The sequence below is a fragment of the Glutamicibacter sp. NPDC087583 genome (genome assembly GCF_044743685.1).
Lineage (GTDB): Bacteria > Actinomycetota > Actinomycetes > Actinomycetales > Micrococcaceae > Glutamicibacter.
Genome location: NZ_JBIUWY010000003.1, coordinates 295,710 through 315,081 on the forward strand (window position 1 = coordinate 295,710; position 19,372 = coordinate 315,081).

Genomic DNA, 19,372 nt, shown 5'->3' on the forward strand with positions numbered 1-19,372 from the left:
ATGCTGTCGTGGATTGAAGCTGTCACCGCGCTGCGCAATGAGCGGCGTCCCGCGGTGCTGGCCACCATCACCGCGGTGCGCGGGCATGCCCCGCGCGAGGCCGGCGCGAAAATGGTGATTGCCAGCCAGGAGATCTTCGGAACCATCGGCGGGGGCAACCTGGAGATGGCTGCCATGGAACGGGCCCGGCAGATGATCAGCGCGAGCGGGAACCAGCCGCAGAGCATCACCATGAAGCTCAGCGACAAGGCCCCGGCCAAGTACGGCAGGCAATGCTGCGGTGGCGAGATCACGGTGCTGCTCGAGCCCTTGCCGGTTCCTGCCACGGTGGCGATTTTCGGGGTGGGAAATGTGGGCATGGAATTGGCCCGCATTCTCTCCCGCCATGACCTGGAGCTGCATCTGATTGATTCGCGCCCGGAATTCCTGGCGGACCTGCCGGCCCTTGAACCGAGCGTGGCGCGGATCCATTCGGCGGTGGCGGTGCTCGGGGAGCAGGTGCTCAGCTGCCTGCCTGGGGGAACGCACGTGCTGATCATGACGCACGATCATGCCGAGGATTTCCACCTGTGCGATGCCGCGTTGCGCCACCCGGGCTTGGGATCGATCGGATTGATCGGGTCGAGTGCCAAGTGGGCCCGCTTCCAGAAGAATCTGCGTGCCAGCGGCTTCAGCGACGAGCAGATCGCGGTGATCCAGTGCCCCATTGGAATCGAGCAGGTGCGGGGAAAGCAGCCGGCGGTGATTGCCGTGTCCGTGGCCGCCGATTTGCTGGCGAGGATCACGTCCGGGGCAAAGCAGCCGGTGCGCAGCGCCTAGGTGCGGGGCCGGCGGGCGATTATGAGAATTGTCTAACGTGGGGAACAAGTAGCAATGCCGGGGAGTTTAAACAGGGGAGAGCGGTGCTTCGTGCACCGCGCCCGCAACGTCTAGGAGGCCAATTCCATGTCCATGTTCGACAAGCTGCTGCGCAAGGGCAAGCAAATGGCCGGCGAGTACGTCCGGGAACAGCTCAACCAGCGCGGCTCCAATAGCAACCAGCGTGGCTCCAATAACCAGCAACGCGGCTACCAGCAGAATCCCGGCGGCTACCAGCAGCAGCCGCAGCACCAGAACTACGGCGAGCGCGGCTACGGCAACCAGCCGGCCTCGGCACCGTCGCGCGAGGACCAGGCCGCGATCGAGAAGTACCGCTACATGCTCCGTACCGCTCCGCCGCAGGATATGGAACGCGCCCACGCCGAGGCTTTCGCCCGGCTGACCCCGCAGCAACGCGAACTGCTGCATCATGAACTCTCCGAGCAGTTGCCGCCAGCAGAACGCCCGATGAGCCAGGACCCAAGGGACCTGGCCCGTTCGGCAACCCGCGCGGAGATGTCGCGTCCCGGGTTCATGGACAAGATCTTGGGTTCCGGCGGCAAGGGACGGGGTATGGGCATGGCTGCCGGCGCGGCCGGCGGCTTGGGTGTCGGCCTGCTCGGCGGCGTGGCAGGTGCGTTCATCGGTACCGCCATTGCCGGACCGCTGCTTGATGGTTTCGCCGGTATCGGCGAAGAGTTCGGTTCCATGGCCGAGGGCCTGGGCGATACCGTATCCGGTGCCGGGGAACAGCTCTCTGCGGCCGGTGAAGGCTTGGGCGGCCAGGCCGAAGGCATGTTCGGGGACTTCCTCGGCGGCGCCGGTGGGGACTTCGGCGACTTCGAGTTCTAAGGTAACTGGTCCCAGGCCGGCAGCAACTGCGTGTTGCTGCCGGCTTTTTCGCGCACTGTCCAGGCCTGCGGACAAGCCGCTGGCTCAGCGGAAGCCGAAGTGCCGGGACGGGCCTTAGCCGAGCTGGATGGCTTCGCGGACCCGGGTGATCTGTCCCGGGGTGACCTGGCAGCAACCGCCAATCAGGCGAGCGCCCGCGGCCACGAGTTCAGGAACCGCTCCGGGCAAATCATTGCCCTCAGTTCCTGGGACCCACACACGAGCTTCGTGGTCCCAAATTTCACCGCTATTCGGGTAGGCCAACAGCGGCAAGCCGGTTTCTTCTCCCAGGATCTGCAACGCGGCCACCGCTTGGGGTACCGGGCAGCAGTTCACGCCGACTGCGTCCCACACACCGGATTCCTGAACGATTCCGGCCACGACTCGAAGATCGGTGCCATCGCCCAGAACCACTCGGCCTTGATCATCGGCGCGCACCGCAAGGCTGAGCAACGCCGGCAGTTGCAGCTCCCGAGCCAATACGGTCAATGCTTCTGCTTCTGCCAGGCTTGGCACGGTTTCAAAGATGACCAGATCGGCACCGGCATCAGCCAGGATTTCCAAGCGCTTGCGGTGCCAGTTAGCCAGCTCGGAGGCCGTCTTGCGATAGGCGCCGTCGTATTCGGTCCCGGCGCCCGGTCCGGCACCGTAGGGCCCCACCGAGGCGGCCACCCAGCGTGCTGTGTCCGTGCGCCCAGCGCTGGAGGCTTCTCGCGCCAGGCGCACGCTGGTGCGCAGCATTTGTTCCATCTGCTGCTCGGAGCCCACCTGAGCCAGGCCGTCATAGCTGACCTGGTAGGAGCAAGTCGTGGCAACTTGGGCACCGGCAGCGAAAAAGTCCTGGTGCGCCGCGCGGACCTCTTCGGGGCGGTCCATGAGGATCTGCGCTGACCACAGGTGCCCGGTCACGTCATTGCCGCGATCGGCCAGATGGGTGCCGAGACCGCCGTCGAGGATGATTGGCGGGCTGCCTTCGGCGCGCAATGCGTCACGGAAATTGCTGGAGTGGTTTGGGGTATGCACGTCATCGAGGGTACACGGCGAGTGCTTGGATGACCGACCTTGACGCCGTGTGACCACAGATGACATGCCCGTCCGGGACTGCCGTCCAAGCTCGATATCCTGCAAGCGCATTCATTCCACAAGGAGCCCCATGACCGAGAGCATCGTCAGCACCAACGAGACTGCACCAGCCGATTCCGGACTGCTAAGAACCATGACCTCGCGTCATCTGGTGATGATCGCTTTGGGCGGGGTGATCGGCTCGGGCCTGTTCGTTTCCTCCGGATACACCATTGCCCAAGCCGGGCCGCTGGGCGCGGTGCTGGCCTATGCAGTCGGAGCCTTGGTGGCCTACATGGTGATGAGCGGGCTGGGAGAGCTATCGGCGCGGCATCCGGTGGCAGGAGGATTCCATGCACACGCCACCCGTGATCTTGGACCAGCGTGGGGTTTTGCTACGGCGTGGCTCTACTGGCTGTGCTGGGCGGTAGCCCTGGCCAGCGAATTCACCGCAGCCGGGCTGCTGATGCAACGTTGGTTCCCCTCGATTTCCGTCTGGGTCTTCTCACTGGTTTTCGCTGCCTTGCTGTTTGCGTTGAATGCGACTTCATCGCGGGTCTTCGGAGAAACCGAATTCTGGTTTGCGCTGATCAAGGTGGCGGCGGTGCTGCTGGTGGTTGTCGTTGGCGCCGCCACGATCATCGGCATCAACCCGGCCAGTGACGCCGGCGCGATTGGCCTGTCCAATTTCAGCACCGAAGGGGGACTGTTCCCTGCGGGGATCACCGGAGTACTGGTCACCGTCCTCTCGGTGTTCTACGCATTCAGCGGCACCGAGCTGATCGGCGTCGCGGCCGGCGAGGCGAAGAACCCGCAGCTGAGCATTCCGCGGGCCATCCGCACCGCCGTGGTTCGCCTGGCGGTGTTCTTCATCGGTGCCATCGTGGTCGTAGCCGCAATCATCCCGTTTGCCGAGGCAGGCGCGAATGAGAGTCCCTTCGTCACGGTCCTGGATGTCGCCGGCCTGCCAGCCGGTGCGGACATCATGAACTTCGTGATCATCACCGCCCTGCTCTCGGCAGGAAACTCCGGACTGTACTCATGCGCTCGCATGCTGCATTCCATGGGAGCCGCAGGCCAGGCGCCCAAGGCCCTGTCCAAGACCAACAGCAGGGGCATTCCGATGCTGGCCCTGAGCCTGTCGATCCTCGGCGGACTGGTATCGCTGTTCTCCAGCTTCATCGCGGCGCAGTCGCTCTTCATGGCTCTGGTATCCATTGCCGGGTTTGCGGTAGTAGCGGTGTGGATCGTGATCTGTGCATCGCACCTGTCGTTCCGCCGGCACTACGTTGCCCTGCATGGATCCACCGATTCCCTGCCCTATCGGGCACCATTGTTCCCGATTCTGCCGATCATCGCCTTGGTGCTGCTTGGCGCTTCACTGGTGGGTGTGGCTTTTGATCCAGTGCAGCGACCAGCACTGTACTTCGGCGTCCCGTTCACCCTTGCCTGCTTGGCCTATTACCGCTGGCGCCATGGCGCTGGGGTGTTCAGCCCGCAGCGTGAAGGGCAAAGTGCGGGATCGTTCGCGGGAAACTGAACCGGCGCAGAGTCCGTCGGCCCTACTGTTCCACGAGTGGAAGGTGGACCAGGGTGCGTTGCCCGTTTTGCACCATGAATCCGCGGCCCGGCGGGAATTCGTGGCGCTTGACGCGCGGGAAGGGCACCTTGAACAGCGAGTCCCCGTCGTAGGCGTCGGGCTTGAGCGCGATGCCGTGGCGGTTGGACTTCAGTTCGCCGAGCAGCCCGAAGCTGGAGGAGAACGCGTTGATGTCTCCGTCGGCGATCAACAAGTGGTCGGAGCGGTTGATGGCCTTGAGCAGTTCCTTCAGCGGGCGCTCGGCATCCGAATCGGCGAACTCGGTGAAGTTCTCCACAACGAACACGATCTTGCCCGGCATGGAATCGTCGGCGACCAGATCCAGCATGTCCTTGGCGAACTGCCGGGTCTCGGCCGGGCCCGAGGCCGTGCCGTTCCAAGTCCGCCAGCCGCGCAGCTCGGCGCGCCGGCCGCCAATGTGGAAGAACTGGGTAGCCGGGTTGGCGCGTTCCAGCGCGGTGACCATGGCGCGCAGGGTGTTGGTCTTCCCGCTTTGCGGCGGCCCGGCGATGACGAAGGTGCCGATGGGCTCGAAGCCGCAGGGTGCGAGGGTGGCATCCGACAGGCCGATGGCCGGCTGCCCGTTGACCGTGTCGGGCAGCGCCGCCGCGGAGAATTCCTGCGGTAGCGACTCGACTCCGGCCGCCTGCGGGGCACCGGAAGCTGCCAGCTCTTGGGCCCAGCTGGTGGTCAGCGCGGTCTGCTCGGCCACGTTCGCGGTGCCGCCCAGCACGGCGATCTGCGCCTCGTGGCCCTTGATGATGGCGCGACCCGGGGCACTGCGTTCGCCCAGCACATCCTTGGCCACGCCCAGCACGTTGTAGGCCTGCTCGTCGGCCATGCGCAGCACCACGCGCTGGGTGATGTTCGCGCTGATCGCGGTGGGCACCGCGCCGAAGCGGTCGGCGGTGGTGACCACGTGCACGCCCAGCGGGCGGCCTTCGCCCACGATGCGCATGAACACCTGGTAGTACTCGCCGCGGCCGTGGCCCAGCTCCCAGTCGCTGCGGAACTGGCCGAAGCCGTCGATCAGCAAGAAGATGCGCGGCTCGGACAAGTCCCCGGTGACCTGGCGGTATTCGCTCAGAGAGGCGGCGTTTGCGGCCGCGTACCGGGCCGAGCGCTCATCGAGGTGCTCGGCCAGGATGCGGAAGACGCGCTGGATGCGCTCCACGTCATCGCCGCCGATCACCGCGCCGACATGCGGCAGCGGATCGAGCGACCGCAGCGAGCTGGTGCCGAATTCCAGCGCGTACACCGCTGCGGTGCCGGCCGAAGGGTTGGCTCCCGCGGCGATCGCGATGCTGCGCAGGGCCGCAGACTTGCCCGCGCCGGAGGTGCCGTAGACCAGCAGGTGGCCGTCGGTATCGGGTTCGAACCAGGCGGTTTCCTGGGCCTGGTGCTCGGGGATGTCGGCCAGGGCCAGCGGGATCCGGCTGTCCGAATCCGGGGCGAGCTCGCGCAAGTCCACAGTGGCCGAGAGATCATCGAGCCAGGGCCGGCGGGGTGCCGGGATCCCGGCCCCGTTGGATGCGGCGATGAAGCTGGAGACCAGGCGCTTCTGGTCGTTCGGGCCGCTGTTCTCCTCGATGTCCGGTGTCCCCGATTCGGGCTGCTCCCAGACGCGCGCGCCGCCGAAGCGCAGGTCCTCCACCCGCACTTCGGCCGTTTCGGGCTCGTCGGTGGTCCAGCCTCCGGCGTAGCCGGACTGGAAGGGCACCAGCCGGCCCGGGCCGGTCTTGGCGATGCCGCGGCCGGGCAGCGACGGATCGAAGCCGGCGGCGATGGGGTCCTCCACCACGTCATTGGAGTCGGCGGCGTCGGCCATGCGCAGGGCCACGCGCAGGTTGGTATTGGCGCGCAGGTTGTCCTTGATCACCCCGGCCGGGCGCTGGGTGGCCAGGATCAGGTGGATTCCCAATGAACGGCCGCGCTGGGCGATGTCCACTACGCCGTCCACGAATTCCGGGACCTCCCCGGCCAGGGCGGCGAACTCGTCGACCACCAGGACCAGGGCCGGAGGGGTCTCCGGGTCCTGGCGCTTTTCCAGCTCCAGCAGGTCCTTGGCCTTCTTGCGGTGGAAGAGCTTCTCGCGGTGGTGCAGCTCGGCACGCAGGCTGGTCAGCGCGCGGCGGACCAGGTGCGGGGAGAGGTCGGTGACCAGCCCGACGCAGTGCGGCAGCTCCACGCAGTCGGCGAAGGCCGAGCCGCCCTTGTAGTCCACGAAGAGGAAGGTGACCCGGTCGGGGCTGTACTCGGCGGCCATCGCCAGCACCCAGGCCTGCAGGAATTCGGACTTGCCCGAGCCGGTGGTGCCGCCTACCAGGGCGTGCGGGCCCTGGGTGCGCAGATCCAGGCTCATCGCATCCGGGGTGCTCTGGCCGATGTAGGCGCGCAGGGTTCCGGCGCGCTTGAGCCGCGGCCGGGGCCCGGTGGCGGCGCGGTCGATCACCGAGTTGTTCTGCTTCCAGCGCTCGAGCACCGCGTCCGGTGCTTCGGCCAGATCAGTGCCCAGGATGCGCAGCAGCGACACCGAGTCCGGGATATCCGAAGAGTCCGGGACCAGCGAGCTGGAGTCAACGATCGGAGCCAGCCGACGGGCGAAGTGCTCTGCATGCTCGCGCGAGACTCCTTCCACGGTCACCTTGCGGGCTTCTTCGCCGGCGCGCACCCAGCCCACGCGGGCATCCTCCGGGCCCCGGGTGACATCCACGAAGGTGCGGCAGGCCGCGGGCAGGGACTGGACGGTGGGGGCCACGAAGATCGTGTAGATGCCCACGGCCGGTCCGCGCTCGATGATCTGCGAGAGCCGGGCGCGGTCCACCGGGGCGTCATTGCTGACGAACAGCACCAGCGAGAGGTCCTTGGCTACCGGCAGGCTGGTGTTCTGCTCGCCGGCTTCCTTGCCCAGCTCCATGGAGGAGTTGCGGGTGGACAGCGGGCCCAGCCGGTAGGAGGCCGGGTCGTTGCGCCGGGCAATGAGCTCTTCCAGGGCGTTGAGCAGCACGGTGCCCGAGGTCTGCGTATCGGCCAGCGCCAGCTGGGCCAGCGGGGAGCGCGGCCCGGTGGTGTGCGGCAGCCACTTGAACCATTCCAGGTCCCCGGTCCAGGCCGGGTCGATGATCGCGGCGGTGCACAGGTCGTTGGGGGCGTGCAGGCCGAAAAGCTGCACGGCCAGCGAACGCAGGACATCAGCGGACTGCAGCCGGGGCCCGGCAATGCCGATGGCGCCGGCAGAGGGAAGCAGCTCGATGATCGGCACATCGTCGATCATCCGGTATTGCTCGGTGAGCTCTTCGACCCGTTCGACGTATTCCTGCAGTCCTGCCCGGTCCGCCAACGGGGCCACGGTGGTGCGGCTGCGGGCGGTTCCCGAGCCCAGCCGCAGGGAGAGGAAGTTCCAGTGCTCCGGGCGTCGGGTCCAGAGCAGCTGGCCCAGGGACTCGGCCTGCTCGAAGACCGTTGCGGTGGCTGGGGCTTCGCTGCGCCGGTGGGCGCGTTCGGCTTCCTCCCCGGCCAGCAGGCCATCTTCCAATGCCTCGAATTGCCGTTCGAAGGTCTCGATTTCCAGGCGCAGCTTGTTGTTGTTCTGGGTGCGCTGGCCGATCAGGTTGCCCAGCATCATCAGCGGCGAGACCAGCACCACGATTAGCGACAGCGCGCGCTGGGTCAGCGAGAAAATGGTCAAGCCCATGATCAGCGGTGCGAAGATCATCGGCCAGGGGAAGAGCTTGGGGCTGGCTTCCTGCGGGATCGCCGGGCGAGGCAGTTCCTCGCCGGGGTAGCGGATCTCCACCCGCGGGGAGCGGTTGAAGAGGATCGAGCCGCCCATCTCGTAGACCGGGGACTGCCCCGTGGCGGTCCCGTGCAGCAGCTCGAAGTAGACATCCGTGGCGCCCAGGGTGATCAGCTGGCCGGGGATCACCGAGACGCGCTGGGCCAAGCCGCCATCCACCAGGATGCCGTTGGCGGAGTTCAGGTCCACCAACTCGATCTTGCTGCCCACCTCGATGCGCGCATGCCGGGTGGAGACCATGCGGTCGTTGAGCACCACGGTGGCCTTCTCCGAGCGCCCCACATAGGAGGTGCCGGCGGGCAGCGCGAAGGCCATGCCGGCATCCGGGCCGTTGGCCACGCGCAGCACCGCGGCCGCCGAGCCGCCCGAGACGAAGGCGTCGGTAGTCGGCACGACTTCGATGGTGAAGCCCGAACCCAGTTCCGCTTCGGCCAGCGGGGTGTGCGGATCGAGCTGCACCGGGGCGGTGCCGGTGGCCGTGGCCAGCAGCGTGGGGTGCTCGGGAACCTGCTCCCCGGCCAGGGCGCGGGCGGCATCTCCCACGGTGGCGGTCGCATCGCAGGTCAGGATGACGTCCACGGTGCTGGTGTCCGGTCGCCTGAGCGTGGCCTTGATTTTCACTTGGCGGTCTCCTGGAAGGTAATGCGGAAGGTGCGGCTGCCGACTTGGACGACGTCACCGTCATTCAGATGCAGGCGGACATGGGGCGGTGCATTGTGCGGGGCGCGGGAGGCGACGATGACCTGGGTGCCATTGCTGGATCCCAGGTCCATGATCCAGGCATTCGCCCCGTCGCAGCCGAAGGCCAGATGCGTTTTGGACATCAGACGTTCCGGGTCCTTCAGCGCGACCAGCAGTTCATTGCCGGTGCCCGCGGTGGCCTGGGGCGCACGCCCGATCAGCCCGGATTCGGGAACCGGGATGTAGGACCCGTCGTCGAAGGCGAAGGCCGCGCGGCGGACGATTCCCAGCCCTTGCTCCGAAGGCGAATGCCAGTCGCTGTTCTGCGCTCCGACAATGCCAGCGGTGGACCGGGCACGCGAAGGCACGGCGGCTTCTTCGCGCCCGGCGTCGTCTTCGATCGTTCCCAGTGACGGCAGATGCTCGGAGATATCCCGGTCCGGGCGCGAAAGCAGGTATTCGGCACGGGCCAGCGCCCGCGGGTTGGTGGGGTCCAGTCCATTGCGCACATCGACCACATAGGTCTGGGCAATCTTGTCCAGCCAGCTGCGGCGGTGCTCTTTGTCGAACAGGCAGGAGGCCAGCAGCAGGACGGGGCCAATGAGCGGGAGGAGATGGCTGAGCAGGAAGGCGAAAGACGCGACCATAACGCGGGGGAAACCCGGTGCGGCGAAGCGGCCCAGTCCGGTGGCGCGCAGTCGCATCGCGGACTTGCCGGGCGAAGAGCCCTTGCGGCTGTTCATCGTGAGCAAGACAATCAGGTAGACCAGCAATAGCAGGGCACTGACCGCGGATAGGACCAGCGGAACGGTGGAGTACTGCCCAGTCACCCGGAAAATCACGTAGCCGATGCCGGCGGGCAGCAATGCAGCCAGCGAAATAGCGTAGTCGATAAGGTAGGACCAAATGCGCAGGCGTGCTTCGGCCGGCCGCATTCCGAGGGTGGAGGATTTGGCGAGGGCTGCTGCTGAAACGACGTCCATGGGACCTTTCTACTTCAGTTCAATGCCGGCCTGCCACGGGGAGTTCTCCCCATTGAACGGAGGCCATCTGCCACATTATTCTAGACTCTGAACGAACTAAAGGGGCCCTGAAAGCGGGCCAGTCGACAAGTCGAGGAGCATTATTGTGACTGATTTCAAGGCCAATTACGGCGAAATGGAAGCCATGGCATCGAAGCTTGACACCGGGCGAGAAGACCTGGATGGCGTACTTGAGCAGCTGCAGTCCGGCGTGGACAAGCTGTTGGGCGAGGACTTCACCACCGAGCACGCTTCGGGCCAGTTCGGCGAAGGCTACAAGGACCTGAACGATGGCTTGAAGAAGGCTTTCGACGGCATCAATGACATGGCAATCGCCCTGCGCGACATGATGGAGCAGATCCAGGACACCGATCGTTCCATGGCTGGTAAGTAGGCCCATTTTCTTACGGACTAATGTGGCCGCCTTGGGAAGTTGCGGGCGGCCACATTTTTCTTGCACCGCCTGATCTTTCATTACCGAATTGTCTTTCAGCGTCGTCGCTGGATACCCGAGGAGTCGTTTGCACCATGGCCGATGAGATCTATTTGGCGCGCCTGGAAGAAATTGTCACGGAGCTAGGCAATAGTATTAAGGATTTCGAGAATGCGTCTGACTTTGCCAAAGGCATGGCCGGCTCAGTGGGAGACCCGATGGGCAAAGGCGATCTGAAAGACCGGGTCAAGGACTTCGAAGACAACTGGAACGATACCCGAGATGACCTCCTCAAGAATCTTGAAGGAGTGCATACCGGGTTGAAGGACATCAAGGACGGATTCGAAGAGTGGGATCTGGAAACGAAGAAGGCCTTCTTGAATTCACGTGCTTCCGACGCCCCCAAAGAAGCAAAGTAGACGGAGAAAACTGACGATATGACCTTGGAATCGCCAAAGGGCTCACCCCTGCAGCTCATCGAAGGAAATCCTGATGACCTGCTCCGGAGCGCCAAGGACCTGATCACCTCGGGCGAAGAGATGGAACGCACTGCGAACAGGCTGGAAGATATCAGCAATGGAACTTCAGATCTGAAATCCGAAGCTATTGCCAAGCTGCGCGAGAACGCTGGAGAAGTATTTCCCGAATTGCGCAAGGCAGCCATCCGATACGACGGCACGGGCCAGGCCTTGAAGAAATATTCGTATTCTTTGGACCGGGTCCAAGGCGCGCTCCAGATGTGTACCGCCGAGGGCGGTGTGGATTCATACACGACCTTGAATGCGCTTATCACGGACATCGAGGATGCGCACCAGAGCGTGCAGACCAAGAGAAGCCAGGAAGACACTGCCGAGGGTGCAGTAGATGATGCCGACGGATTCCTCGGCTTCAGCGAAGGAACCGACGAGGAAAAAGCGGAGGCCAAAAGCGATCTGACAGAAGCAACCGCTGCGCGCGAAGAAGCCGAAGAAGACCTGCGTGAGCTGTGGGGCAAATTCGACGGTCGCGTTTCCTATTGGGAAGATGCCTACGATGAGGCAGTCGGCGAAATCGAGGATGCGTTCAAAGCCGCGGACAACGATGACAAGTTCCTCTCTACCCTGGGTTCGGTTCTAGGTTGGATTGCCTTGGGCGTGGGCATTGCGGCCTTGTTCATCACATCGCCGGTGTGGGGACCGATCGCATCAGCAATTGCGGTGATCGCTGCCGTTGCCGTGGTGGCAATCGAGGTCATCAAGATGGTCCAAGGCGATGGGGACTGGACCAGCTTGCTAATAGCGGTAGTCGGAATTATCCCGTTCGGCCGTTTTGCTGGAAAAGCCTTCTCCGGCTTAAGCAAGGCATTCCCGTCGGGGATCAAGGCAGGGTCCAAAGCGGGGCCTCGGAATATTATCAAGGCCTTTAGCAAGACGCGTTCCAGCACGGGGCGCGGCATTGTCAGGTCTTCCATCAAGTCGGGCACCAAACGACCACTGAAAACTACGATCCGTGGAAGCCGCCAGACCAAAGCCAAGATTCGGCGCAACAACCGCAAGATCGAGCAAAAGTACCAGCAGAACGTCTCCGGCAAGAGCAATAAGTATTTGGATGGTTTCAATAAGGAATTCAAAGGCGACTGGAAGACATACGTGAAGTACATCTCGGAGGGAAGCGCGACAAAGCATCGCGAGATGGCTGCGTACATACTGAAGAACCCTGACGACGTGGGTCCCCAAGCTAAGGCCTGGGCGGAAAAGATTGCGAAGCACGGGAACTGGGAAGACCGGGGCAACGTCATAGTGACCGCGCCTCCAAGCATCTGGGACTTGACTCGCGAGAAGTAGCTTAGGCGCGGAGCAATCCGTAAAGTGAACATCCGAGCTACACATTGAATTGGCGGGAGAAACGATGAGCGCAACACCACCAGCGTCGAAGGCGCGTCCCCGAGGCATCGGATATAGCTTGCTTTATCCGGCAGGTTGGCGCGAATTCAACAGCAGTGTGGAGCACGAGCAGGCTTTGACGAAGCTGGTGACTGCTGAGCCCAAGGCACTTGGGCGCGCAGACCTGGTATTGATGCTTCGACGGCAAATGCACCAGACGTTCGAGTACTTGAGGCGCCGTGGATCACTTGGCTTCGCAATGCCGGTAGAGAAACTTGCCGTCGGTGCAATGCCGGTTTCCGTGATCCTGACACCACTCAAGGTGGGGCCCTCCGGCACTTTGCTGGATGCTGCGCGAAAGGCCGCAGGCGGCAACCAGATCGAAATCGAAGATGCCGACGGAGCAGACTGGTACCTCTGGTCTTCCGTGGAGCAAGCTGCCGAAGCTCCCGAGCTCAAGAACAATGGCCTGAACATGGTTGTTCCTCGTCCTTTGCCGGATGGAAGCATCGATCCGGATCCAAAAGCTGGATTGTGGTTGCTTTATTCCTACGCGCACGTTGAGTCGGAGAATGGTGAGGCATTCGCCGAAGGATTAAGGTCGTTGGGCTTGTCGATACTGGGAACTTTCAAATGGGTGCCAATTCAATGACAACATACGAGATTGAACCGGATCTGGAATTCTGGATTCCAGTACCTCGCTCATTTCCTGAAGATAATTGGGCGACGGCGGAGCAATGGGCACAGGACCTTGCGGAATTGGCCATCCCGGAAGATCCTGAGCTGCGGAAGGTCTATGAGCAGCTGGCTTTGGACGTGGCGAACAACCAGATAGCCGAAGCCGAGCATACACTCTGGTATTCGCCTGAAGATGGACACGCACTGGGCACTGCCCATTTGATAGTTCTGGATGACGACCCTGCCCTGAGCTTGGAGGAACTGGCCCGGCCGGACTACGAATCGGCGGCACCGGTCCAGATGAGCGAATACCACTCGGAGTCACTTGGCCAGATCATCCAATTGTCTTCCGTCATCGCGCTGGATGGGAAGCGTGAAGGAAACGGTTCAGCTGTGCTGCCGGCCATCGGGCATGTGAGGACCGTTGCGCGTTCGCACGGGCTGGTATTCCTGCTGGAAGCCTACGACTCGGACCTGTCTGCGTTGAGCTTCATGATGGACCCTATGATCGACTTTTTCGAAGCCGTCAACTTTGAAGAGGATGAATTCGATAGTGAAATGGATGAGAATTGAATACTGCCAGATCCAGGCTCCCCGAACACAAAGATTTTGTAACTAACTCCTTGCATCTATATCCAAGAATCGATAAGGGGTTTTCCCTAATGCTGTTGGGCGGGATTCTGTGCATCGTGGGAATCTATCTAATCGCGAATGATTTACCCTCGACATCAAGTTATCTATCCCAGATTGTTTTGCAAGGAATTCCGACCGTGATCGGAGCCATTCTTGCTATTTTCGGAGTCGTCGCACTTGTCACCGCACTAAAAGGCGCGGCACGCAAGGGCAACGAGGCGATCGACCTGAGATTCAAAGCCAGCGGCCTGACCGTTCGGGGCGGTCGCAAGATCAACTGGGATTCGATTACCTCGGTGACAGGTATCGAGCATGTAAATAATGCGAAAGTCCAAGTCCTTTGGGACCGAGCCGATCTGAACCGGTCATTGGAAATTTATGTTGATGATTCCGTGGATGGCCCCATTGGAAACTCCAAGGATGGAACGACATACGTTCGGGTTTCGCTTCGCCATTACCCTGCCATAGAGTACCGGACCCTTTATGAGCAAATGCTGGACCAATTCGAAAAACGCGGCATACCCCTTGCATTCGAGGCACGAGCTACGCAGTTCTGAATCTCCGCGTACCGGAGCTCCATCGCCGATGCCGCTAACCGTTATTTCAAGCGGTTGAGAATCCTGCAAAACGCCCGGGGCTGTAGTGGTCTGCGGCTCAGCACGTAGCTAGAAGCGGAGCGGTCCGCTGTCGGTTTCACGAAATCGAAAGCGCACTGATCGAACGCAAGCAGTTCTGAGCCAGCATGCCCGACATGCATTACGACAGAAGCGCCGTTGCACCCAGACCTTACCGGGGCAACGGCGCTTCTATTTACGCAATTTCGGCTAAATGGACGTCATTTCTTCAGGTGGTCAACCAGCTGCGAAGCGATGCCGTTGTAGCTGCCCGGGGTCAGCGACTGCAGGCGGGTTTCGGCTTCAGCCGACAGGCCCAGCTCGCCAACGAATTCCTTCAGGCGGGCCGCATCCACGCGGTGGCCGCGGGTCAGGTCCTTCAGGCGCTCGTAGGGGTTGTCCATGCCTTCGACACCGGCGATAGCCTCGGCGCGCATGACCATCTGGATGGCCTCTGCAAGGACCTCCCAGTTGTGGTCCAAGTCGTCAGCCAGCACGGCTTCGGCGACAGACAGTCGATCCAAGCCCTTGGCAACGTTGGAGATTGCCAGCACCGAGTGGCCGATGGCGGTACCGATGTTGCGCTGCGAGGAGGAGTCGGTCAGGTCGCGCTGCCAGCGGCTGGTGACCAGGGTGGAACCCAGGGTGTTCAGCAGGCCGTTGGAGATCTCCAGGTTGGCTTCTGCGTTCTCGAAGCGGATCGGGTTGACCTTGTGCGGCATGGTCGAGGATCCGGTGGCGCCGGCCACTGGGATCTGCGCGAAGTAGCCGATGGAGATGTAGCTCCAGACATCGGTGCACAGGTTGTGCAGAATGCTGTTGAAGCGTGCAATGTCTGCGTAGACCTCTGCCTGCCAGTCGTGGGATTCGATCTGGGTGGTCAGCGGGTTCCAGGTCAGGCCCAGGTGCTCAACGAAACCCTTGGAGATCTGCTGCCAGTCAGCGGTAGGGACCGAAGCGTAGTGGGCAGCATAGGTGCCGGTAGCGCCGTTGATCTTGCCCAGGTACTCGGTCTTCTCGACGCGGTCCAGCTGGCGGGTCAGGCGCCACGCCAGAACTGCCAGTTCCTTGCCCAGGGTGGTTGGGGTGGCTGGCTGGCCGTGGGTGCGCGAGAGCATCGGCACGTCGCGGGAGTCCTCGGCCATCTTGGCCAGCTGTGCCACCAGGTCGCGGGCTGCCGGCAGCCATACCTGCTGCACGCCACCCTGGACGCCCAGAGCGTAGGACAGATTGTTGATGTCTTCAGAGGTGCAACCGAAATGCACCAGCGGCTTGAGGTTGCCAATGCCGATCGCTTCCAGGCGGTTAGCGATGTAGTACTCGACAGCCTTCACATCGTGAACGGTGACAGCTTCGATCTCTGCCAGTTCCTTCACGGAATCAGCGTTGAAATCGGTGACGATCTTGCGCAGTGCTGCCTTCTGTTCCGCAGAAAGCGGGGAGGTGCCTGGAAGAACGGAGTTATCGGTCAAGTGGATCAGCCATTCAACTTCAACGTGAACGCGATCGCGGTTCAAAGCCGCTTCGGAAAGGTAGTCGACCAGCGGTGCCACGGCGCTGCGGTAGCGTCCGTCGAGGGCAGTCAAAGCCAGTGGTTCATTAGCAAGGGAAGTGCGCGCAATCTCAGCCATACTCATATTCTTCCATCCTCGGCGCTACATCACATCTTTTACTTCACTGCTGTTTCCACAACCGGTCGCCAAACGTGCTGGTGCCCCATTGCTGCTGTCCATGATGGTGGACAAATTCTCAAGGATGCGGAGCAAGGAAATGATGTTTCAAGCGACGCTGCTGACGGTGGCAAGTCAGCTCGATGACGCCCAGAAAACCACTAAGTTCGCCATCGCACAGTTGGGTTCAATCCGGGCATTGACTTGGAATTCAAAGGCTGGCAAGGCGTTTCTAGACAATGTTGAGGAGCTGAGCCAGCGACTGGAAATGCTCAATGGCGAGCTGAACAACGCTGAAGAGTACTTGGGGGTTGCCATGCGTGAGATCCAAAACCTCGAAGCGCAAATCATGAACCAGAGAATGGCCTCGTAGCCATGGGATATGAAGTCAATTACAACGAGCCGGATTACGCCCAGGCAGGGGAAATCTGCCAGCGGGTTGCTCGCGACATCAATGGCATATCCGACGCTTTACTCAGGGCCGCGCAGGCTGCGGACAATTGCCAGGGGGACCTGAATCTGCAGTGCATGGCGGCAGGCATTGAAGCCAGGGGCTATGGTATCGGGCATCTAGGCGATTTGATCAGAGACAGCTATCAGCAGGCCAGGGAAGGCGAAATCACAGCGTTCGAACTTACCGGAAAGGTCTCTGCGGCCATGCGGAATTATGAGGTTGCCGAAGCCGCAGTTGAACGGATGATGCTCGTAAGCACCAGCGCAGTACTGGTCGGGGACTTCATATCCAAGACCCGCGATAACGGCTGGCGTCCGCCGAGGGAAAGCATGGAGACCTTTTTGCGCTTGCTGATGTCCTACATCCCGCACTGGCCCTTGGCGCCGAATATGACCTTGACCGAGCAAATCGAAGGTACCGCCAAGTCGCTGTCGCGGATTATGCGGCTGCTGGGGTCAAACCGGAATACCGAAATAGAGCTCGCAGGGCAAGATCCAGCTCAGACGGTTGAACTGGATGGCAAGATGAGAAGCTATTTCCAGCTGCACGAAAAGCTGGAGGGCGAAGGCACGGAGAACAACGGAAAGATCATGATCGTCGAAGCTGACGATGATACTTATATCGCGCTCTTTCCGGGGACGCAGGATGACGCCGAAGTTCCTTCGCCTTTTGGCCCGGAAGGCATCGCTGACGGCTTCGGGGTGGAATCCGAGAATTTTGTGGAACCGCTCGATGAAGCATTAAGGCTCAGCGGAGCGAAAGAGGGCGATGAAGTAATCCTCTCCGGCTACTCGCAAGGAGGCATTCACGTAGCCCAGCTGACGAAGAACAAGTTCTTGAAGCGCAAGTACAAGCTGAACAAGTTGCTGACCCTTGGTTCTCCCATCGGCACTATTGATCTGCCAGAGGATATCCGCAGCCTATCCGTAGAAGACCGAAAAGATATGGTGCCCGGCACCGATGGCGGACCCAATCCCCGCAAGGGCGAGCATTACACCACCACTTTCCCAGGTCCGCGCGAGCACATGCAGGACATCTTGCCCGAAGACGGGCTCTTTGGCCCGTCGCATCATCTCAAGAATTACGGTGACCACCTCCTGGAACTCGATGAGGACCCGAAACTGGAAATCAGAGAGCATCTGAAGCAGTTCTACCTTCCCGAATCCCCGCTGAAAATCCGCATGTTCAAGCTGGAGCGCAAGCAAAAAGAACGTCCGCCCTTGAAGGAAGAAGACAAGGAGCGGCTCAAGCACATGGCACCACGCCACTAAAGCGCTCAAGAACTGCAACCAGCCGGCCGGATCAGCATCACCGGGTATCACCGTGCTGATGAATGGTGCTGTGGATCAGGGCATAAGATGGGACGCTGATCGGGGGCGGCGAATCGGATATTAACGAAAGAGGACGGCACCTGTCGGATGCCGTCCTCTTCTTGTACTGCGTCGAATACCGCTTACTCGTTCTCGCTCTTGACGAACAATCCGAGGACCGCAGAGACGATGGAGATGATAATCGTGCCGGCGATGGCATCCCACCAGAACTGCTCGATGACCAGTTCAATCGGGGTGAAGGTCGTCAGCCATGAAGTCAGCAGGAGCATCAGGGCGTTAATCACGATAGTGAACAAGCCCAAGGTGAGGCAGGTGATTGGCAAGGAGAACAGCTTGACGATCGGACGGACCAAGGCGTTGACCAATCCGAAGATTGCGCCAACCGCCAAATAGGCGATGACCGTGCTTACTGCACCTTCGCCGGCCGCGACGATCTTGAGGCCGGGCACAATCCAGACGGCGGCGGCGAGGGCAAGCGCATTGACGATGACTCGAATCAGAAAGCTCATGCCTTAACTTTGGCATAGAAATCTGGGATTAGGATGAACCGGAGATATCGCTAAACCCTTAGTGAGGGCTAGGCTTTGAGGTATGACTGAGAACCCGGTGACCCAAGATCAGGTGCAGCCACGCTCTGTAGTTGCACGTTTGCCCAAATACGCTGCGGGCAAGCCGCCTGCCCCTATTGAAGGCGCGAGAGCTTACAAGCTGTCATCGAATGAAATTCCCTTCGGTCCCTTGGACGCTGTGCATCGGGCGGTCGTGGAGCAGTCCAGCCTGAATCGCTACCCTGATCCGCTATCGACCAAGCTGCGCGAAGCACTTTCCGAGTACTTGGACGTTCCTGCGGAAGACATCGTGACCGGGGCCGGTTCCCTTGGCGCGTTGGTGCAGATCCTGAACGCCTTCGCGGGCCAGAACGAAGACGGCATCCAGGATGAAGTCATCTATGCGTGGCGTTCCTTCGAGGCCTACCCAATCCTCGTGCAGACTGCCGGTGCGCTGCCCGTTGAAATCCCGTTGCTGGAAGACGGGCGCCACGATCTGGAATCCATGATCGCAGCGGTGAACGAGAATACTTCAGTCATCTTGCTGTGCACACCGAATAACCCCACCGGTCCGGTACTCAGCCAGGCCGAAGTCGATGACTTCCTGGCACGGGTTCCGAAGAACGTGCTGGTTGTCCTGGATGAGGCCTACACCGAGTTCGTCCGCGACGAGAAATCGGTGGATGGCATCCATACCTACAACGAGAACGAAAATGTGGTTCTCCTGCGCACTTTCTCGAAGGCTCACGGCCTGGCGAATCTCAGGGTGGGCTACTCGGTGGCTCACCCGGAGATCACCGATAACATCCGCGTAGTGGCCACCCCGTTTGCCGTCTCCAGCGTGGCCGAGGATGCCGCGGTCGCTTCGCTGGCCCACATCGACCAGGTGCTTGAGCGCGTTGAGGGCTTGGTCATGGAACGCGAACGAGTTGCCTCGGCCCTGTCCGGGCAGGGCTGGAAGATTCCTTCCACCCAGGCGAACTTCGTCTGGCTTCCGCTGGGCGAAAATACCGATGAGTTCGTCGAGCGGGCAAACGCCGTGGCGCTGTCGGTGCGCGGCTTCTCGAACGAAGGAGTGCGCGTCTCCATCGGCGAAGTTGAAGCAAACGATCGTTTTATTGAACTGTGCAAGGAATCACTAGACCTGGCATAGGGGCAACTGGTGCTGATTTCTCGCGTTTTAGCGGTCAGTGCCTATAGGCTTAGAAATTAGACAAGCCGTATATGTCCCATGCGGAA

The 19,372-nt window shown here is 61.6% G+C and carries 17 protein-coding genes; 12 read left to right on the forward strand and 5 right to left on the reverse strand.

Going from position 1 to position 19,372, the window contains the following annotated elements; all coding sequences use genetic code 11:
* Together xdhC and ACIOU9_RS10515 are read left to right on the forward strand one after the other, a co-directional pair.
* Positions 1 to 819: a xanthine dehydrogenase accessory protein XdhC gene (gene xdhC / locus ACIOU9_RS10510; RefSeq protein ID WP_133834105.1), complete on the forward strand. Its 819-nt coding sequence runs from the start codon at positions 1 to 3 to the stop codon at positions 817 to 819.
* A gap of 126 nt (positions 820 to 945) precedes the next feature.
* A complete protein-coding gene (locus tag ACIOU9_RS10515) occupies positions 946 to 1,710 on the forward strand; it encodes a hypothetical protein (protein ID WP_105656202.1) in 765 nt (254 codons plus the stop codon).
* Between the two features lie 114 nt (positions 1,711 to 1,824).
* On the opposite strand, the gene mmuM is transcribed toward ACIOU9_RS10515, so the two are convergent.
* Positions 1,825 to 2,772 (reverse strand): homocysteine S-methyltransferase, encoded by a 948-nt coding sequence (gene mmuM / locus ACIOU9_RS10520; RefSeq protein WP_286172206.1) that lies wholly within the window; start codon positions 2,770 to 2,772, stop codon positions 1,825 to 1,827.
* Between the two features lie 130 nt (positions 2,773 to 2,902).
* Between mmuM and ACIOU9_RS10525 the strand changes: the two genes are divergently transcribed.
* Positions 2,903 to 4,351, forward strand: coding sequence for an amino acid permease (locus ACIOU9_RS10525; protein WP_133834103.1), 1,449 nt, complete (start codon positions 2,903 to 2,905; stop codon positions 4,349 to 4,351).
* Positions 4,352 to 4,373: 22 nt separating this feature from the next.
* On the opposite strand, the gene ACIOU9_RS10530 is transcribed toward ACIOU9_RS10525, so the two are convergent.
* Together ACIOU9_RS10530 and ACIOU9_RS10535 are read right to left on the reverse strand one after the other, a co-directional pair.
* A complete protein-coding gene (locus ACIOU9_RS10530) occupies positions 4,374 to 8,828 on the reverse strand; it encodes an FtsK/SpoIIIE domain-containing protein (RefSeq protein WP_133834102.1) in 4,455 nt (1,484 codons plus the stop codon).
* Positions 8,825 to 9,871 carry an RDD family protein gene (locus ACIOU9_RS10535; protein WP_133834101.1) on the reverse strand — a complete coding sequence of 349 codons (1,047 nt, stop codon included), beginning with the start codon at positions 9,869 to 9,871 and terminating at the stop codon, positions 8,825 to 8,827. Before ACIOU9_RS10535 ends, ACIOU9_RS10530 begins: the two co-directional genes overlap by 4 nt.
* Positions 9,872 to 10,016: 145 nt before the next feature.
* On the opposite strand from ACIOU9_RS10535, the gene ACIOU9_RS10540 reads away from it, so the two are divergent.
* The 6 genes from ACIOU9_RS10540 (at position 10,017) to ACIOU9_RS10565 (ending at position 14,073) form a co-directional block, all read left to right on the forward strand.
* Positions 10,017 to 10,304: a WXG100 family type VII secretion target gene (locus ACIOU9_RS10540; RefSeq protein WP_066141890.1), complete on the forward strand. Its 288-nt coding sequence runs from the start codon at positions 10,017 to 10,019 to the stop codon at positions 10,302 to 10,304.
* Positions 10,305 to 10,438: 134 nt separating this feature from the next.
* Positions 10,439 to 10,762, forward strand: coding sequence for a hypothetical protein (locus ACIOU9_RS10545; protein ID WP_105656206.1), 324 nt, complete (start codon positions 10,439 to 10,441; stop codon positions 10,760 to 10,762).
* Between the two features lie 18 nt (positions 10,763 to 10,780).
* On the forward strand, positions 10,781 to 12,166 hold the full coding sequence (locus ACIOU9_RS10550) for a hypothetical protein (RefSeq protein WP_133834100.1): 1,386 nt from the start codon (positions 10,781 to 10,783) through the stop codon (positions 12,164 to 12,166).
* A 118-nt stretch (positions 12,167 to 12,284) separates the two neighbouring features.
* A complete protein-coding gene (locus ACIOU9_RS10555) occupies positions 12,285 to 12,857 on the forward strand; it encodes a hypothetical protein (protein ID WP_133834099.1) in 573 nt (190 codons plus the stop codon).
* A complete protein-coding gene (locus tag ACIOU9_RS10560; protein WP_133834098.1) occupies positions 12,854 to 13,456 on the forward strand; it encodes a hypothetical protein in 603 nt (200 codons plus the stop codon). The genes ACIOU9_RS10555 and ACIOU9_RS10560 overlap by 4 nt, the downstream gene beginning before the upstream one ends.
* A 197-nt stretch (positions 13,457 to 13,653) precedes the next feature.
* On the forward strand, positions 13,654 to 14,073 hold the full coding sequence (locus tag ACIOU9_RS10565; RefSeq protein WP_402696865.1) for a hypothetical protein: 420 nt from the start codon (positions 13,654 to 13,656) through the stop codon (positions 14,071 to 14,073).
* Positions 14,074 to 14,351: 278 nt separating this feature from the next.
* Here the strand turns inward: ACIOU9_RS10565 and purB are convergent, their stop codons facing one another.
* Positions 14,352 to 15,761 carry an adenylosuccinate lyase gene (purB, locus tag ACIOU9_RS10570; RefSeq protein WP_332489310.1) on the reverse strand — a complete coding sequence of 470 codons (1,410 nt, stop codon included), beginning with the start codon at positions 15,759 to 15,761 and terminating at the stop codon, positions 14,352 to 14,354.
* Here purB and ACIOU9_RS10575 point away from each other — a divergent pair.
* Entirely contained in the window at positions 15,742 to 16,173 is a 432-nt protein-coding gene (locus ACIOU9_RS10575) for a hypothetical protein (protein ID WP_133834095.1), read from the forward strand. The two genes, purB and ACIOU9_RS10575, sit on opposite strands and share 20 nt — an antisense overlap.
* Before the next feature lie 2 nt (positions 16,174 to 16,175).
* The gene (locus tag ACIOU9_RS10580; RefSeq protein ID WP_133834094.1) at positions 16,176 to 17,525 is read left to right on the forward strand and encodes a hypothetical protein; all 1,350 of its coding nucleotides are present in this window, start codon (positions 16,176 to 16,178) and stop codon (positions 17,523 to 17,525) included.
* Positions 17,526 to 17,707: 182 nt separating this feature from the next.
* On the opposite strand, the gene ACIOU9_RS10585 is transcribed toward ACIOU9_RS10580, so the two are convergent.
* A complete protein-coding gene (locus ACIOU9_RS10585) occupies positions 17,708 to 18,094 on the reverse strand; it encodes a phage holin family protein (protein WP_105656214.1) in 387 nt (128 codons plus the stop codon).
* Positions 18,095 to 18,176: 82 nt separating this feature from the next.
* Between ACIOU9_RS10585 and ACIOU9_RS10590 the strand changes: the two genes are divergently transcribed.
* On the forward strand, positions 18,177 to 19,286 hold the full coding sequence (locus tag ACIOU9_RS10590) for a histidinol-phosphate transaminase (protein ID WP_332489307.1): 1,110 nt from the start codon (positions 18,177 to 18,179) through the stop codon (positions 19,284 to 19,286).
* Positions 19,287 to 19,372: the final 86 nt, after the last annotated feature.